This is a genomic window from Mesorhizobium ciceri WSM4083 (assembly GCF_000519305.1).
GTDB classification, from domain to species: domain Bacteria; phylum Pseudomonadota; class Alphaproteobacteria; order Rhizobiales; family Rhizobiaceae; genus Mesorhizobium; species Mesorhizobium ciceri_B.
Map to the genome: position 1 here is coordinate 510,149 of NZ_JAFG01000006.1, position 12,760 is coordinate 522,908.

At 64.1% G+C, this 12,760-nt stretch carries 14 protein-coding genes; 7 read left to right on the forward strand and 7 right to left on the reverse strand.

The window, feature by feature from the left end:
- Nucleotides 1–19 precede the first annotated feature (19 nt).
- Nucleotides 20–706, reverse strand: coding sequence for a ceramidase domain-containing protein (locus MESCI2_RS0115915; RefSeq protein WP_027037456.1), 687 nt, complete (start codon nucleotides 704–706; stop codon nucleotides 20–22).
- Nucleotides 707–878: 172 nt separating this feature from the next.
- On the opposite strand from MESCI2_RS0115915, the gene MESCI2_RS0115920 reads away from it, so the two are divergent.
- On the forward strand, nucleotides 879–1,679 hold the full coding sequence (locus tag MESCI2_RS0115920) for a DUF1223 domain-containing protein (RefSeq protein ID WP_027037457.1): 801 nt from the start codon (nucleotides 879–881) through the stop codon (nucleotides 1,677–1,679).
- A gap of 606 nt (nucleotides 1,680–2,285) precedes the next feature.
- Nucleotides 2,286–2,672: a DUF2794 domain-containing protein gene (locus tag MESCI2_RS0115925; RefSeq protein ID WP_027037458.1), complete on the forward strand. Its 387-nt coding sequence runs from the start codon at nucleotides 2,286–2,288 to the stop codon at nucleotides 2,670–2,672.
- A 137-nt stretch (nucleotides 2,673–2,809) separates the two neighbouring features.
- On the opposite strand, the gene MESCI2_RS0115930 is transcribed toward MESCI2_RS0115925, so the two are convergent.
- The 4 genes from MESCI2_RS0115930 to MESCI2_RS0115945 form a co-directional block, all read right to left on the reverse strand.
- On the reverse strand, nucleotides 2,810–3,385 hold the full coding sequence (locus MESCI2_RS0115930; RefSeq protein WP_027037459.1) for a GNAT family N-acetyltransferase: 576 nt from the start codon (nucleotides 3,383–3,385) through the stop codon (nucleotides 2,810–2,812).
- A 106-nt stretch (nucleotides 3,386–3,491) separates the two neighbouring features.
- Nucleotides 3,492–4,271, reverse strand: coding sequence for a Bax inhibitor-1/YccA family protein (locus MESCI2_RS0115935; protein ID WP_027037460.1), 780 nt, complete (start codon nucleotides 4,269–4,271; stop codon nucleotides 3,492–3,494).
- Between the two features lie 227 nt (nucleotides 4,272–4,498).
- Nucleotides 4,499–7,048, reverse strand: a complete 2,550-nt coding sequence (locus MESCI2_RS0115940; RefSeq protein WP_027037461.1) for an ABC transporter permease — start codon at nucleotides 7,046–7,048, stop codon at nucleotides 4,499–4,501.
- Nucleotides 7,048–7,743: an ABC transporter ATP-binding protein gene (locus tag MESCI2_RS0115945; protein WP_027037462.1), complete on the reverse strand. Its 696-nt coding sequence runs from the start codon at nucleotides 7,741–7,743 to the stop codon at nucleotides 7,048–7,050. Before MESCI2_RS0115945 ends, MESCI2_RS0115940 begins: the two co-directional genes overlap by 1 nt.
- An 83-nt stretch (nucleotides 7,744–7,826) precedes the next feature.
- Here MESCI2_RS0115945 and MESCI2_RS0115950 point away from each other — a divergent pair, with 83 nt between their 5' ends.
- Together MESCI2_RS0115950 and thpR are read left to right on the forward strand one after the other, a co-directional pair.
- A complete protein-coding gene (locus tag MESCI2_RS0115950; RefSeq protein ID WP_027037463.1) occupies nucleotides 7,827–8,471 on the forward strand; it encodes an arylesterase in 645 nt (214 codons plus the stop codon).
- 125 nt (nucleotides 8,472–8,596) lie between these two features.
- Nucleotides 8,597–9,193: an RNA 2',3'-cyclic phosphodiesterase gene (gene thpR, locus MESCI2_RS0115955; protein WP_027037464.1), complete on the forward strand. Its 597-nt coding sequence runs from the start codon at nucleotides 8,597–8,599 to the stop codon at nucleotides 9,191–9,193.
- On the opposite strand, the gene MESCI2_RS1000000136900 is transcribed toward thpR, so the two are convergent.
- Entirely contained in the window at nucleotides 9,097–9,615 is a 519-nt protein-coding gene (locus MESCI2_RS1000000136900; RefSeq protein WP_081738755.1) for a low molecular weight protein-tyrosine-phosphatase, read from the reverse strand. The two genes, thpR and MESCI2_RS1000000136900, sit on opposite strands and share 97 nt — an antisense overlap.
- A 50-nt stretch (nucleotides 9,616–9,665) precedes the next feature.
- Here MESCI2_RS1000000136900 and MESCI2_RS0115965 point away from each other — a divergent pair, with 50 nt between their 5' ends.
- The 3 genes from MESCI2_RS0115965 to MESCI2_RS0115975 all read left to right on the forward strand — a co-directional run bounded on the left by MESCI2_RS0115965 (nucleotide 9,666) and on the right by MESCI2_RS0115975 (nucleotide 11,223).
- Complete coding sequence (locus tag MESCI2_RS0115965; RefSeq protein ID WP_023811314.1) at nucleotides 9,666–9,962, forward strand: 4a-hydroxytetrahydrobiopterin dehydratase; 297 nt, start codon at nucleotides 9,666–9,668, stop codon at nucleotides 9,960–9,962.
- Between the two features lie 124 nt (nucleotides 9,963–10,086).
- On the forward strand, nucleotides 10,087–10,449 hold the full coding sequence (locus MESCI2_RS0115970) for a YkvA family protein (protein WP_027037466.1): 363 nt from the start codon (nucleotides 10,087–10,089) through the stop codon (nucleotides 10,447–10,449).
- A 270-nt stretch (nucleotides 10,450–10,719) separates the two neighbouring features.
- The gene (locus tag MESCI2_RS0115975) at nucleotides 10,720–11,223 is read left to right on the forward strand and encodes an invasion associated locus B family protein (RefSeq protein WP_027037467.1); all 504 of its coding nucleotides are present in this window, start codon (nucleotides 10,720–10,722) and stop codon (nucleotides 11,221–11,223) included.
- Nucleotides 11,224–11,291: 68 nt separating this feature from the next.
- Here MESCI2_RS0115975 and MESCI2_RS0115980 read toward each other — a convergent pair whose 3' ends face one another.
- Nucleotides 11,292–12,647 carry a chloride channel protein gene (locus MESCI2_RS0115980; protein WP_027037468.1) on the reverse strand — a complete coding sequence of 452 codons (1,356 nt, stop codon included), beginning with the start codon at nucleotides 12,645–12,647 and terminating at the stop codon, nucleotides 11,292–11,294.
- Between the last annotated feature and the right edge of the window lie 113 nt (nucleotides 12,648–12,760).

Below are 12,760 nucleotides of genomic sequence, written 5' to 3' on the forward strand. Positions count from 1 at the left end.
CCCCTATTCCCCTATTCCCCTATTCCCCTATTCCCCTATTCCCTACCTTCGGCTTCCCGAACCGCGCCGCGGCGGCCAACAACACACCCAGCATCAGACCGTTGAGGATGTGCCAGAGGAAGTGCGTTCCAAGCGGAAAACTGCCGCAGACCACCGGATCGATCATCCGGCAGACAACGGACACGACGAAGATCGCCGATCCCGCCAGATTATACCAGCCGGCGCGATTGCCGCTGGCCGCCACCAGCGCACCGAAGAAGGCGAGCGCCAGGAACGGCGGCAGATAGCCCGTCGTGCCGTTCGACGCCTGGCGCAGCCAGTCCGGCACGGCCAGGGTTATCGCCCCGGCAATCACATAGAAGGCGATGAAGATGGCGATGGCTTTGCCCCATCGCATGCCGAGGAAGCGACGCAGATTGAACAGCGTGTAGGCCAGCGTGAAGCCGGCGATTGGCAGCACGTCGGCCCACACTGTGCCCTTGGTGGCAAAGGTGTGGAAGATCGTCGAGCCGATGCCGATCGCCACCACCCACCAGGCCAGCACCTCGGCGAAGGCGCCGGTGCCCAGCCTTCGCACCTCGCGCACGCCCCACAGGCCGGCGGCGATGAAGGCGAGGTTGGTCAGGGCGTTGACCGGCTCGGACCAGAATTCCGGGCCGGTCCGCTCGCAATAGAGGTCGACCGGCGCCAAAAACGTTTGCCACATCGTGATTGTCGCCCGAATCGGTTTCTATCCTGAAGCGCAGATCCTTCCTATTGCGGGGTTGCGGTCGGCTGCAATGGCAAAATTTCACCGCAACGTGACTTCCCGTTGACTTCCGCTTCTGCCACATATTTTAGCAATCAAGATAAAGCCGGCACCACCGGCGGGAATCGGAATGGCCATGGCCTCGCGAAAACCATTGTGGCTGGCAGCTCTTGCGCTGGCCTTCTCGGCGTCTGCCGGCGCCGGGCATGCCGGCGAATCCGATCGCGCCCATGCCGACCGGGTCCAGATCGACAGGCCCCAGATCGACAAGCCATTGGGCGTGGTGGAGCTGTTCACCAGCCAGGGCTGCAGTTCCTGCCCGCCGGCCGATACGCTGTTCTCCGAACTTGCCGCCAAGGAAGATATCGTCGCGCTCGCCTATCACGTCGACTATTGGGACTATCTTGGCTGGCAGGACACGCTGGGCCGCAAGGAGAACACCGAGCGGCAATACGACTATATGCGCGCCTTCGGCAGCCGCTCCGTCTATACGCCGCAGGCCGTCATCAATGGCCGCGTCCACGTCAACGGCGCCAGCCGCGGCGAGGTCGATGGCGCGCTCGCCCGCATGGCCAAGAGCGGCGAAGGCATGCGCGTCGCCGTCAAGGTCAGCCGCACCAGCGACCGCGTGACGATCGACGCCGGCGATGCCGGCAACGGCCCCAGCGACGCCCACGTCGTCATCGTCTATTTCGACCCGCCGCAGACGGTCAAGGTCGGCGAGGGCGAGAATACCGGCCGCAAGATGACCTACTGGAACGCCGTCACCGGCATCCAGACCGCCGGCATGTGGCATGGCAAGGCACAGCGCTACGAACTGCCGATGAGCGAGATTGCCAAAAAGGGCGGCTGCGCCGTGCTGCTGCAGTCGGTCGGCAAGGACGGCATGCCCGGTCCGATTCTCGGCGCCGCGTTCATCCACAGGCCTTAAGGCCTTCTTTCCTTCTCCCCTTGTGGGGCGAGCAGCCGGTTCGTCGAAGGCGAATTCATCGTGCCGGCGGCACGATGAAGGCCGGCGAACGCCGGGACGCTGCGAAGCAGCGCGGACCCGGCAGGGTGGATCGACTAACCACGCCCGGCCCTTCGCAGGCTCAGGGCGTTCGAAGCTCGAAAAGCCAAGCAATTGGCTTTTCGTTCGCTGCGCGAACCGCTTCTCACCCAATAAAAAACCGACGTCAGCTTGCTTCTGACGTCGGTCATTTAGGTTTTGGGATCGTCGCACCCGGTTCTTCCGAGGAAGAACCGAGGTTGGTTCGATCCGACGCAGACCCGTGGGCGGGGGGCTTGGGGTTTACGAGCCGGTGCCGGACCGAACCGTCTCAGGCAACACCGGTAAATTCGTCGGACATTGGGGCATGAGCGCGGATAAAAAAAGGCAGAAATGTGGCGGAACATCACCAATTCCAACACGGCGTTTCATAAAAGTGACTGGACGTTGCGGAAACAGCGCGGCGCGGGGCTCGGTTCGCCGGGCTTGCAATTCAGTCGCGAACACGCCAACTTTGGTTGGCAAAGATTCATTTTGAAGGATCGAGGCATGACCGATGACAGCGGCGGGACGGGGGATGGAGACGCATCCGCAATATTGATCCCGCTGCACGAGGCACGACGCGAACGTCTCGATCAGCCGGTGCGGTTCGACCGGCGCGAGCTGGACCAGATTCTCAGGCTCTACGGACGCATGGTCGCCGCCAATGAATGGCGCGACTATGCCATCGATCATCTCACCGACCGCGCTGTGTTTTCCGTATTCCGCCGCACCAGCGAAGTGCCGCTGTTCCAGATCGTCAAGGATCCGAAGCTGGCCCGCAAGCAGGGCGCCTTTGCCGTCATCGCCGCCGGCGGCCGCATCTTGAAGCGCGGCCAGGAACTCGGTCGCGTGCTTGGTGTGTTCGACAGCAAGCTCAAGGTTGTAGAGGCTTGAGCTGGGGAATTAGAGCAGGGGAATTGAGGAACTGGAGAATTGATGAGTTGAAGAAAAGGCTCGGCGTCTGACACAACCCACCTTCTTCTTTTATTCTTTTGTTTCTCAATTCTTCAGTTCTCCAATTCTCCAATTCCTCATTTCACCCCAGACCCTCGAAATCTCCGTTCCGGCAGAGAAGCCGGATCCGGCGGCAGCGTCGCACCGCCATTCAGCGACAGCTGCATGAACACCGTGTCGAGCCAGCGCCCGTGCTTGTAGCCGGAACCTTCAAGGCGTCCCGAATGGCGAAACCCGAGCTTTTCGTGCAACCGCACCGAGGCACTGTCGGGACGGCCATCGCCGATCACCGCGATGATCTGGCGAAAGCCTGCCGTCGTCACCGCCTCGATCAGGCTTTGCATCAGCTTGAGCCCGACGCCCTGGCCCTTGGCCGCGGGCGCGACATAGACCGAATCCTCGACGATGAAGCGATAGGCCGGGCGTGGCCGGAAGGCGCCGGCATAGGCGTAGCCGAGAACGGTGCCGTCCTTCTCCGCCACCAGGTAAGGAAAGCCGCCGGCAATCAAAGTGTCGAATCGAACACCCATCTCCGTGCGGCTGGGCGGCTCCAGCTCATAGCTCGCCGTGCCTTGGGTCACCGCATCGGCATAGATGTCCGTGACGCTGTCGAGGTCGGCCACCGTGGCGGGCCGGATCGCAATATTGCTCATTGTTTATGCATGCCGTTTCCCTGCTCGCAATAACAGCAAAGCCCGAGACAAAAGAAAAGGGCGGCCGTTGGGCCGCCCTTCCGGAAGTTGATGGTCCAATGCCGCTTTAGCGGCGGTCGCCCATGAACTGCAGCAGGAACATGAACAGGTTGATGAAGTCGAGATAGAGCGTCAGCGCGCCCATGATCGCCTTACGGCCCGCGACGTCGGAAGTGTCGCCCTCGAAATACATCTCCTTGATCTTCTGCGTGTCATAGGCGGTGAGACCCGAGAAGATCAACACGCCTAGCGCCGAGACGGCGAAGGACAGTGCCGACGACTGCAGGAAGATGTTGATCACCGACGCGATGATGATGCCGAACACGCCCATGATCAGGAACGAACCGAAAGCGGTCAGGTCGCGCTTGGTCGTGTAGCCATAGAGCGACAGTGCGCCGAAGGCCGCGGCGGTGGCGAAAAAGGTCTGCGAAATGCTGGCCGTGGTGTAGACCAGGAAAATCGAAGACAGCGACAGACCGACGAGGCCGGCATAGATCCAGAACGTCGTCTGCGCCGCCGAAACACTCATCGACTGGACGCGGAACGACAGGAACAGCACGGCGGCCAACGGCGCCAGCATCACCACCCAGCGCAGCGGCGAGCCGAAGATCGCGTAACCGAAGGAGGTCAGCATCTCCCCGCTTGGCAGCGTCGCAACAGCCGAAGCCGGATCGGTGGTGGTGGCCAGCATGATCGTGCCGACAGCGGCAAGACCGGTGATGAGGAGGCCAAGCCCCATCAGATTGTAAACCTTGATCATGTAGGCGCGCAGGCCCTGATCGATGTCGGCACCGACGCCAACGCCGGGCACGGCGCGCGTCTGGTAGTTGCGAATGGGATCAGCCATTGTAGTCCTCTATTGCTTCTGCCCCGTCCGGTGTCAGGTCCTTCCGGACCCAGGCGCCGCTGGCAGGGCTCCAGCATGCCTGTGGCGAAATATGATGGTTATTCGCGTCAAGAACAAGACCGTAACCGGATGTAACGGTTCGTGAGGCAACGAAGTGCCGATTCCTCGGCTTTCCGGACGGCTTTCTTACCAAGATTTAATCCAGGATGCCCATTCCGGGCCTGTCGTCACAGGTTGCGCAGCACCGGTGCTGCCTTGTGGCCGAGCACCCGCCAGGTGCCGGCGAGACCAATGCCGACCGTGATCACCAGCGAAAACAGAATGGTTGCCACCGCCACCTCGGGCATGAAATGCGACGGCAATGTCATGATGCGCGCGACGACGAACCAGGCGGCTGCGCTGCCCGCCGCCAGCGCGAAGATGGCGGTGGCCAGCCCGATCAGCATATATTCGAGCGAGAAGGCCGATATCAGCGTCGTGCGTGTCGCACCCAGCGTCTTCAACACCACCGCATCATGGATGCGCGCCCGGTTGCCGGCGGCAAGCGCGCCGGCCAGCACCAGCACCGAAGCGATCAGCGCCACGCCGGCGGCCGCCCGGATCGCCGTGCCGAGCTGCCCGACCAGCCGGTTGACGACATCGAGCGCGTCCTTGACCCGCACCGTCGTCACCGCCGGGAAGGCGCGGGTGACGGCGTTGAGGATGCGGGCGTCGTCGGCCGTCGAGGCACTCTTTTCGGTCAGCGTCGCCATCCAGCCATGCGGGGCGCCCGCGAATGTGTTGGGCGAGAACACCATGACGAAATTGATGCCCATCGTCTCCCATTCGACCTGGCGGAAATTGGCGATCCTGGCCGTGACATTGCGGCCCAGCACATTGACGGTGATGGTGTCGCCGAGCTTCAGCCCGATCTCCTTGCCTTCCTGCGCCGAAAACGAAACCAGCGGTTCGCCGCTGTAATTTTCGGGCCACCAACTGCCCTCGGTCAGCGTCGCGTTGTCCGGCTGCTTTGCGTCATAGGTCAGTCCGCGGTCCCCCCTCAGCACCCAGGCGCCTTCCGACGGTACGTTCACCTTGTCGACATCGACACCGTTCAGCGCCATCACCCGGCCGCGCAGCATCGGCACCTTGGCCAGCACGCCCTGCGGCACCTCCTTGCCGATCAGCGCCGAGAAAGACGCGACATCGGCGCTCTGGATGTCGACGAAGAAGAAGTTCGGCGCCCGTTCCGGCAGGCTGCCGGAGATCTGCCGCCTGAGATTGCCGTCTATCAGCGCCAGCGTCACCAGCAGCGTCAGACCAAGCCCCAGGGACAGCACCACCGATGGCGTCAGGGCGCCTGGCCGGTGAATGTTGCCGATGGCGAGCCTGAGCGCCACGAAGCGCACGCGCGGGCTTTTCCTGGCCGCCCATTGCACCAGTGCGCCGACCACGCGCAGCACCAGGAAGGCGAAGACGGTGGCGCCGACAAAGATCGAGGCGATGCGCTGATCGCCCGAGAACAGAATGGCCAGCGCCGCAAGCAACAGCGCGATGCCTATGGCCGCCGCGACATAGGCGGGGCGCGGCAAGCCGCGGCCTTCCAGCCCCATTTCGCGAAACAGCGCGGTTGCCGGCACGTCGCGGGCGCGGCCGAGCGGCAGCAGCGCGAAAGCCAACGTCACCAGCAGGCCGAACAGCGCCGCCATGCCGAGCGCGCCGGGATAGAAGCCGCCTTCGGCCGGCACCGGAATGACGGATTGCAAGGCCGCACTCGCCGCGAACGGCATCAGTGCGCCGAGCACAAGGCCCAGCACGATACCCAAAGCGGCAATGATCAGGATCTGCACCAGATACACGGCAAAGACGAAGCCGCCCGAAGCGCCCAGGCTCTTGAAGGTGGCGATGACGCCGCGCTTGCCGTCGAGATAGGCGCGTACCGCATTGGCGACGCCCACACCGCCGACCACCAGCGCCGTCAGCCCGACCAGGGTCAGGAACTGCGAGAAACGTTCAATGTTCGACGACAGCGCGGGCGCCGCATTGCTGCGTGTGCGGATCGACCAGCCTGCTTCGGGGAAATCCGTGGCGGCCTGGTCCTGGACGGCCTTCAGCCTGAGCTCGTCGGCGTCCGCCGGCAGCCGGATCTTGTAGGCATTCTCGACCAGGCTGCCCGGCTGGATCAGTCCAGTCGCCGCCAGCCCGTCGGTCGAGATCATCAGCCTTGGCGCGAAGCCGAAACCGTCGGACACGGCGTCCGGTTCGGCGACCAGCCTGGCGCGCAGTTCGAAAGTGGCGGTGCCGAGCTTCAGCCGGTCGCCGATCTTGACGTGCAGCCGCTCGAACAGAAGATCGGGCGCCGCCGCGCCGAAGACGCCGAACTCTTCGCCGAACAGTTCCTGTTTCGACAGTGCCGGCTCGGTCTCCAGCGTGCCATAGAGCGGATAGGCATGGTCGACCGCCTTGGCCTCGACCAGCGCCTGGTCGGATCCGTCGGCCAGACGCGCCATCGAACGCATGCTGGCGGTCCGGGAAACCGTGCCGAGCCCGTCAAGGAAGCTGCGCTCCCCCTGGCTGGCGTCACGCTGATTGATCTCGAAGCGAAGATCGCCGCCAAGCAGCGTCTGGCCCTGATTGGCGACACCGGCGGTGATCGAACGCGCCACCGAGTTGACGCCGCCGATGGCCGCGACGCCGAGCGCGATGCAGGCGAGGAAGATCAGGAAGCCGGACAGGCCGCCGCGCACCTCGCGCAGCGAGAAGCGGACCGCAAGCCTCAACGTCCGGGACAGCGGCATCAGGCCGTCACCTTGACGGGGGTCGGTGCCTCGATCCGGCCCGAGCGCATCGATACCTGGCGCGAACAGCGCGCCGCGAGCGCCGGATCATGGGTCACCAGCACCAGCGTCATGCCGCGCTCGGCCGCTTTGGCAAACAGGAGGTCGGCGACCTGCCGCCCGGTCGCCTGGTCGAGATTGCCGGTCGGCTCGTCGGCGATCAGGATGCGCGGCGAGGGCGCCAATGCGCGGGCGATCGCCACGCGCTGCTGCTCGCCGCCCGACAATTCGCCGGGATAGTGGGTGACGCGGTCGCTGAGGCCAACCGCCGCCAGCTCGCGCGCCGCCACCGCGAACGGATCGGCATGGCCGGCCAGTTCCAGCGGCACCGCGACATTTTCGAGCGCCGTCATGTTGGGAATGAGATGGAAGGACTGGAACACGATGCCAATGTTTCGGCCACGAAACGAAGCAATCTGGTCCTCGCTTTTGCCGTTGAGCAGCTCGCCGGCGATTCGGACCGTACCCGAATCGACCCTTTCCAGTCCTGCAAGGACCATCAGCAATGTCGACTTGCCGGAACCCGAAGGCCCGACGATGCCGGTCGCCTCGCCGGTCGCCACATCGAGGCTCACCCCCTTCAGCACATGGACCGATGAAGCGCCCTCGCCAAGGGTCAGGGATACATCTTTCAGCGCGATGACCGCTTCTGTCAAAATGAAATCGTCCTATATCTGGAGATGAAGGCTCTGCTTGCCGGAAGCCGTCGAAGAATCCTAGCTCATATGGGGCCTGCCGCATGTCTTTCAAACGCAGTATTGCCGCAGGCTTCGTGGCTTTCCTCGCCATTTGCGGCGCCATGTCCTCGGCGAGCGCCGAGCCGTTCAAGATCGTCGGCTTCGGTGACAGCCTGATGGCGGGCTTCGGCCTTGGGCCGGACCAGGGCTTTACCAACAGGCTGCAGGCGGCACTTGGCGCCAAGGGCCACGAAGTGACCGTCGCCAATGCCGGCGTCTCCGGCGACACGACGAGCGGCGGCCTGGCGCGGCTCGACTGGTCGGTGCCGGACGGCACGCAGCTGGTCATCCTCGAACTGGGCGCCAACGACATGCTGCGCGGCGTTTCGCCCGACATCGCCAGGAAGAATCTCGACGAGATGCTAAGCAAGCTGAAGCAGCGCAAGATTGCCGTGCTTCTGGCCGGCATGCGTGCCGCACCCAATCTCGGTCCCGACTACCAGAATGCGTTCGACGCCATTTTTCCGGACCTGGCGAAGAAATACGACGTCGTGCTCTACCCGTTCTTTCTCGACGGCGTCGCCGGCCAGCCCGGCATGCAGCTCGAGGACGGCCTGCATCCAAGCGCACGAGGCGTCGACCAGATGGTCGAACGCATCCTGCCGACGGTCGAGAAGGTGATCGCGGCGGTGCCGGGCGATTCCTAGCGGACTGGAACTGTTTCCGCCCGGCGAGCTTTTAACAGGGACTGTGACCAACAAACCTCTTGCTCCGTTTGACTATCGATGATTCGCTGGGGATGACAGTTCGATTCGAGGAAGGGAGGCTCTTCATGCCGCGTCTTTTCACCGCCCTCGAAATTCCGCGTGACGCCGCCCTTTCGCTGTCCCTGCTGCGGGGCGGCTTGCCGGGAGCCCGCTGGATCGACGTCGAAAATTACCATCTGACGCTGCGCTTCATCGGCGATGTCCCCGGCCATGTGGCCGACGAGATCGCCAACGCGCTCGACCGGGTCCACCGCCCTTCGTTCTCGCTGGCGCTGTCCGGCGTCGGCGCTTTCGGCCAGAAGAAGCCGCATGCGGTGTGGGCGGGCACTTCCGCCTCGCCCGATCTGGCCGCCCTTCAAGGTGAGATCGACCGCATCTGCCAGCGGCTCGGCATCCCGGCCGACCCGCGCAAATTCATGCCGCATGTGACGCTGGCGCGGTTACGCAATTCGACCCCGCTGGACGTGGCCCAATATCTGTCGGCGCGCGGCAATTTCTCGACGCTGCCGTTCCGCATCGGCCGTTTCGTGCTGATGTCGTCGCGCGATTCGGTCGGCGGCGGACCCTACATCGTCGAGGAAGCCTGGCCGCTGTCAGGCACGGACGCCCGCGCCTCCAGCCTTGTCGCCAGCGCCTCCGACGCCTCGCGGATCATGCGATAGGCGGAAGCGAAGGCTTCTGCCTCGTCATGATAAGGATCCGGCACGTCGCGTGACTTTCCATGCGCGAACTCCAGGAACAGATGGATGCGGTCCTGCACGGCCGCCGGCGCCAGCGCCTTCAGGTCGGCGACATTCGACCGGTCCATGCCGAGGATCAGGTCGAAACGGTGGAGGTCCTGCGGCGTGACTTTACGCGCCCTCTGCCCGGAAATGTCGACGCCGTGCCGCATGGCGACCGCGATCGCGCGTCGATCGGGGGCAGAGCCGGCCTCCCAGTCACTGGTTCCCGCTGAATCGAGCAGGATATCCCGGGCCGACCCGCGCTCGGCCCAAACGGCGCGGAAGACACCTTCCGCCAGCGGCGACCGGCAGATGTTGCCGAGGCAGACGAAGAGAATGGAATTTATGGGCTTCGCGCTCATCGATCCGTCGCTATGGTGAGGGTCGTTTTCGAATAGCACAGGATATGGACATGGCGAGAGAGAAACTGGGCAGGCAAGCCGCTGAAGCCGCATTGACCGGTCTCGACGGCTGGGCGCTGGCGGAAGACGGCGCCTCCATCAAGCGCACATTCACCTTCGCGAATTTCTCCGAGGCTTTCGCCTTCATGACCCGCGTCGCGCTTGCCGCCGAGACGATGGACCATCATCCCGACTGGTCGAATGTCTACAAGACAGTCGACGTGACGCTGAACACTCACGACGCCGGCGGCGTCACCGCGCTCGATATCGATCTGGCCAAGAAAATGAACCGTTTTGCCGGCGCCTGAGGGCCTGATATCGCCTCGACAGGCTCAAATCGGCACCGGCATCTTGTAGCGGGGGTCGGGTTTCACCACATTTTCCCCCGCGGGCATGCGCCGGATGCGCATGGGCGCTCGCAAGGAGAGACTGATGGCGCAACAATCCGGTTTTGATTTCTTCGGCTTTGGCGGCAAGCTGGCGGACGAGAGCGAAGTGCGCGAGAAATTCTGGCGCACAGCCAAGAAGGCCGCACGGCAGATCCCCTTCATGGAAGAGGTCGTGGCCGCCTATTACTGCGCCATGGACAAGAACACGCCGCTGCGCGCCAAAGGCATTCTGCTGGCCGCGCTCGGCTATTTCGTGCTGCCGGTGGATGTCATCCCCGACTTCGTCTTCGGGCTTGGCTTCACCGACGACATCGCCGTGCTCACCGCCGCGATCACCGCCGTCAGGGCCCACATCACCACTGCGCACCGGCAGGCCGCCAGGGACGCCATGGCCGACAAGGGCTGAGCACGCGCGCGGAACGCCGTTGAAGCCGGCTTTTGGCGACAGCGTAAAAAGTCAAACTCTTGCCGCTTTCGTGGCCTCCAAGTCCGCCAAAGGGATGTCGCGTCACCCGCTCGCAGGGCGGCGGCGCGGGAATGGCGGCGGTTTCCTCGGGTGAGGGTCCTTTTCTCTTCGGAAATTCACCGTTTGGTAACCCAGATTAAATCAAAATGAAGCGACGGGCAGGACGCCAAGCCGGCCTGCCTCCGCACCATTTGGAATACGGGAAAAGCGATGCGCGGATTGATTGCACTAGTTTCGAGTCTGGCCCTGGTGGCCGTGGCAGCGCCGGCACTGGCGCAGTCGGCGACCAAGATCGGCCAGCACAATGCCTGGGGCACCTACAGCTACCAGGCATCGGGCGGCAAGGTCTGCTATGTCCTGACCGTGCCGACCGACAAGCAGCCGCCGACGCTCGACCATGGCGACATGTTCTTCTTCGTCAGCCAGCGCCCCGGCCAGCAGGTTTCCTACGAGCCGCAATTCATCGCCGGCTACAACTTCCAGGAAGGCTCCAAGGCCACCGTGACCATCGACAAGAAGACGTTTTCGATGTTCACCCGCGGCAAGTCGGCCTGGGTCGAGAATGCCGCCGAGGAGCCGGTGCTGATCGCCGCCATGAAGACCGGCACCGACATGAAGGTGACGGCGAAGTCCGGCCGCGGCAATCCCACCTCCTATGTCTTCTCGCTGAAGGGCATTTCGGCGGCGCTGACGTCGATTGCCAAGTGCAAATAGGCAAAGAGAGCAAGCAAGCACTTCGTTTTGAATGAATGGCCGGGCCGCAAAGCCCGGCCTTTTTGCTTTCAGCCTTGCCCCGATCCTGGCCCGGCCTCCGCTCGGCGGCGCCGGATCGCCTCGGCGATGAAGACACGCGACAGCGCGTGGTAGAGCGGTTCGTGTGAGATCATCCGCGCCGTGCCATAGCCCAGCATCGAGGCCAGCATCAGCGCGATGACATTGTCGTGATTGCCGGTCATCTCCAGGATGATGACGAAGGCCGTCATCGGCGCCTGCACCACGCCGGCGAAGTAGCCGGCCATGCCGAGCAGTGCCGCAGCCCCCGTGCTGGCGCCGAAAAGGAGGCCGAGCGAACTGCCGATGCCGGCTCCGACCGCCAGCGAGGGCGCGAAGATGCCGCCCGGAATGCCCGAGATCATCGACAGCAGTCCCGCCAGGAACTTTTCGGCAAAGAAGAACCATGGCAGCGGCGTGCCTTCGACCGCCCCGCGCGCCTGCACGTAACCGGTGCCGAAGGTCAGCCCGCCCGAGGCGATGCCGATCACTGCAACCAGCAGCCCGCAGACGGCCGCGACCAGCAAGGCGCGCCGCAAAGGCTGGCCTGTGTTCCAGCGCCGGATCCGGCGTGTCACCTTCAACGCCAGCAGCGAAAACAGCGCGCCGAACCCGCCGCCGACGATGCCGCAGGCAAGCACCAGCGGCCACTCGGCGGCAAACGAGATGGTGTCCCTGGCGACGCCGAAATAGGTGTAGTTGCCGAGCAGGCCGAGCGAGGCGAGACCGGCCAGGATCACCGCCGTCAGCACCAGTCCGTTGGTGCGCGCCTCGTAGGTGCGGCCCATCTCCTCGATGGCGAAGACGATGCCGGCCAGCGGCGTGTTGAAGGCGGCGGCGATCCCGGCGGCCGACCCGGCCAGGATCAGGCCGCGCGCCTGCACCATGCCGCCCCAGCGTGCGGCCTGCAGCATCAGCGACGCGCCGACCTGCACGGTCGGACCCTCGCGGCCGATCGAGGCGCCGCAGAACAGGCCGACGATGGTGAGCATGATTTTGCCGACCACCAGCTTGAGGGACAGGATATGGCTTCGGTCCTTGTCGTCGCGAAGATGACGGGCGGCGATCGCCTGCGGAATGCCGCTGCCTTGCGAGCCGGGAAAGAAGGTGTGGGCAAGCCAGGCGCACAGCACGAAACCCAACGGCGTAATGGCAAGCGGCAGATAGAAACGCCAGCCGGCTGCGTCTCCTGTCATCAGGTGAAACAGTTCCTGCGCCCTGTCGGCCAGCACCGCGAACAGCACGCTGATCACGCCGATGCCAAGCGCCCCGGCCCAGAACACCAGGCGCGGCTGCCACACCCGCCGTGAGCCCCACATCGCGCGCGAACGCCGCAGCATGGGATATTTTCGCGATGTGCCGGCCATGTCTGTCCTCGAGCGGGGAATGTTTCGGCCTAACACAGCTGGGCAGTCTATTAAACTAGCGCCAGAAAAACCTGTCGTTGGCGCTCGCCTGAGTGCCAGGCAGAAGCATCGCT

Bases quoted from the DNA above. Each gene is read 5' to 3' on its own strand.
- MESCI2_RS0115970 (WP_027037466.1), top strand. From the start codon at position 10,087: ATGGCGCAACAATCCGGTTTTGATTTCTTCGGCTTTGGCGGCAAGCTG.
- MESCI2_RS0115940 (WP_027037461.1), bottom strand. From the start codon at position 7,048: ATGCCGCTGTCCCGGACGTTGAGGCTTGCGGTCCGCTTCTCGCTGCGC.
- MESCI2_RS0115975 (WP_027037467.1), top strand. From the start codon at position 10,720: ATGCGCGGATTGATTGCACTAGTTTCGAGTCTGGCCCTGGTGGCCGTG.
- MESCI2_RS0115915 (WP_027037456.1), bottom strand. From the start codon at position 706: ATGTGGCAAACGTTTTTGGCGCCGGTCGACCTCTATTGCGAGCGGACC.
- MESCI2_RS0115980 (WP_027037468.1), bottom strand. From the start codon at position 12,647: ATGGCCGGCACATCGCGAAAATATCCCATGCTGCGGCGTTCGCGCGCG.
- MESCI2_RS1000000136900 (WP_081738755.1), bottom strand. From the start codon at position 9,615: ATGAGCGCGAAGCCCATAAATTCCATTCTCTTCGTCTGCCTCGGCAAC.
- MESCI2_RS0115925 (WP_027037458.1), top strand. From the start codon at position 2,286: ATGACCGATGACAGCGGCGGGACGGGGGATGGAGACGCATCCGCAATA.
- MESCI2_RS0115950 (WP_027037463.1), top strand. From the start codon at position 7,827: ATGTCTTTCAAACGCAGTATTGCCGCAGGCTTCGTGGCTTTCCTCGCC.
- thpR (WP_027037464.1), top strand. From the start codon at position 8,597: ATGCCGCGTCTTTTCACCGCCCTCGAAATTCCGCGTGACGCCGCCCTT.
- MESCI2_RS0115965 (WP_023811314.1), top strand. From the start codon at position 9,666: ATGGCGAGAGAGAAACTGGGCAGGCAAGCCGCTGAAGCCGCATTGACC.
- MESCI2_RS0115930 (WP_027037459.1), bottom strand. From the start codon at position 3,385: ATGAGCAATATTGCGATCCGGCCCGCCACGGTGGCCGACCTCGACAGC.
- MESCI2_RS0115935 (WP_027037460.1), bottom strand. From the start codon at position 4,271: ATGGCTGATCCCATTCGCAACTACCAGACGCGCGCCGTGCCCGGCGTT.
- MESCI2_RS0115920 (WP_027037457.1), top strand. From the start codon at position 879: ATGGCCATGGCCTCGCGAAAACCATTGTGGCTGGCAGCTCTTGCGCTG.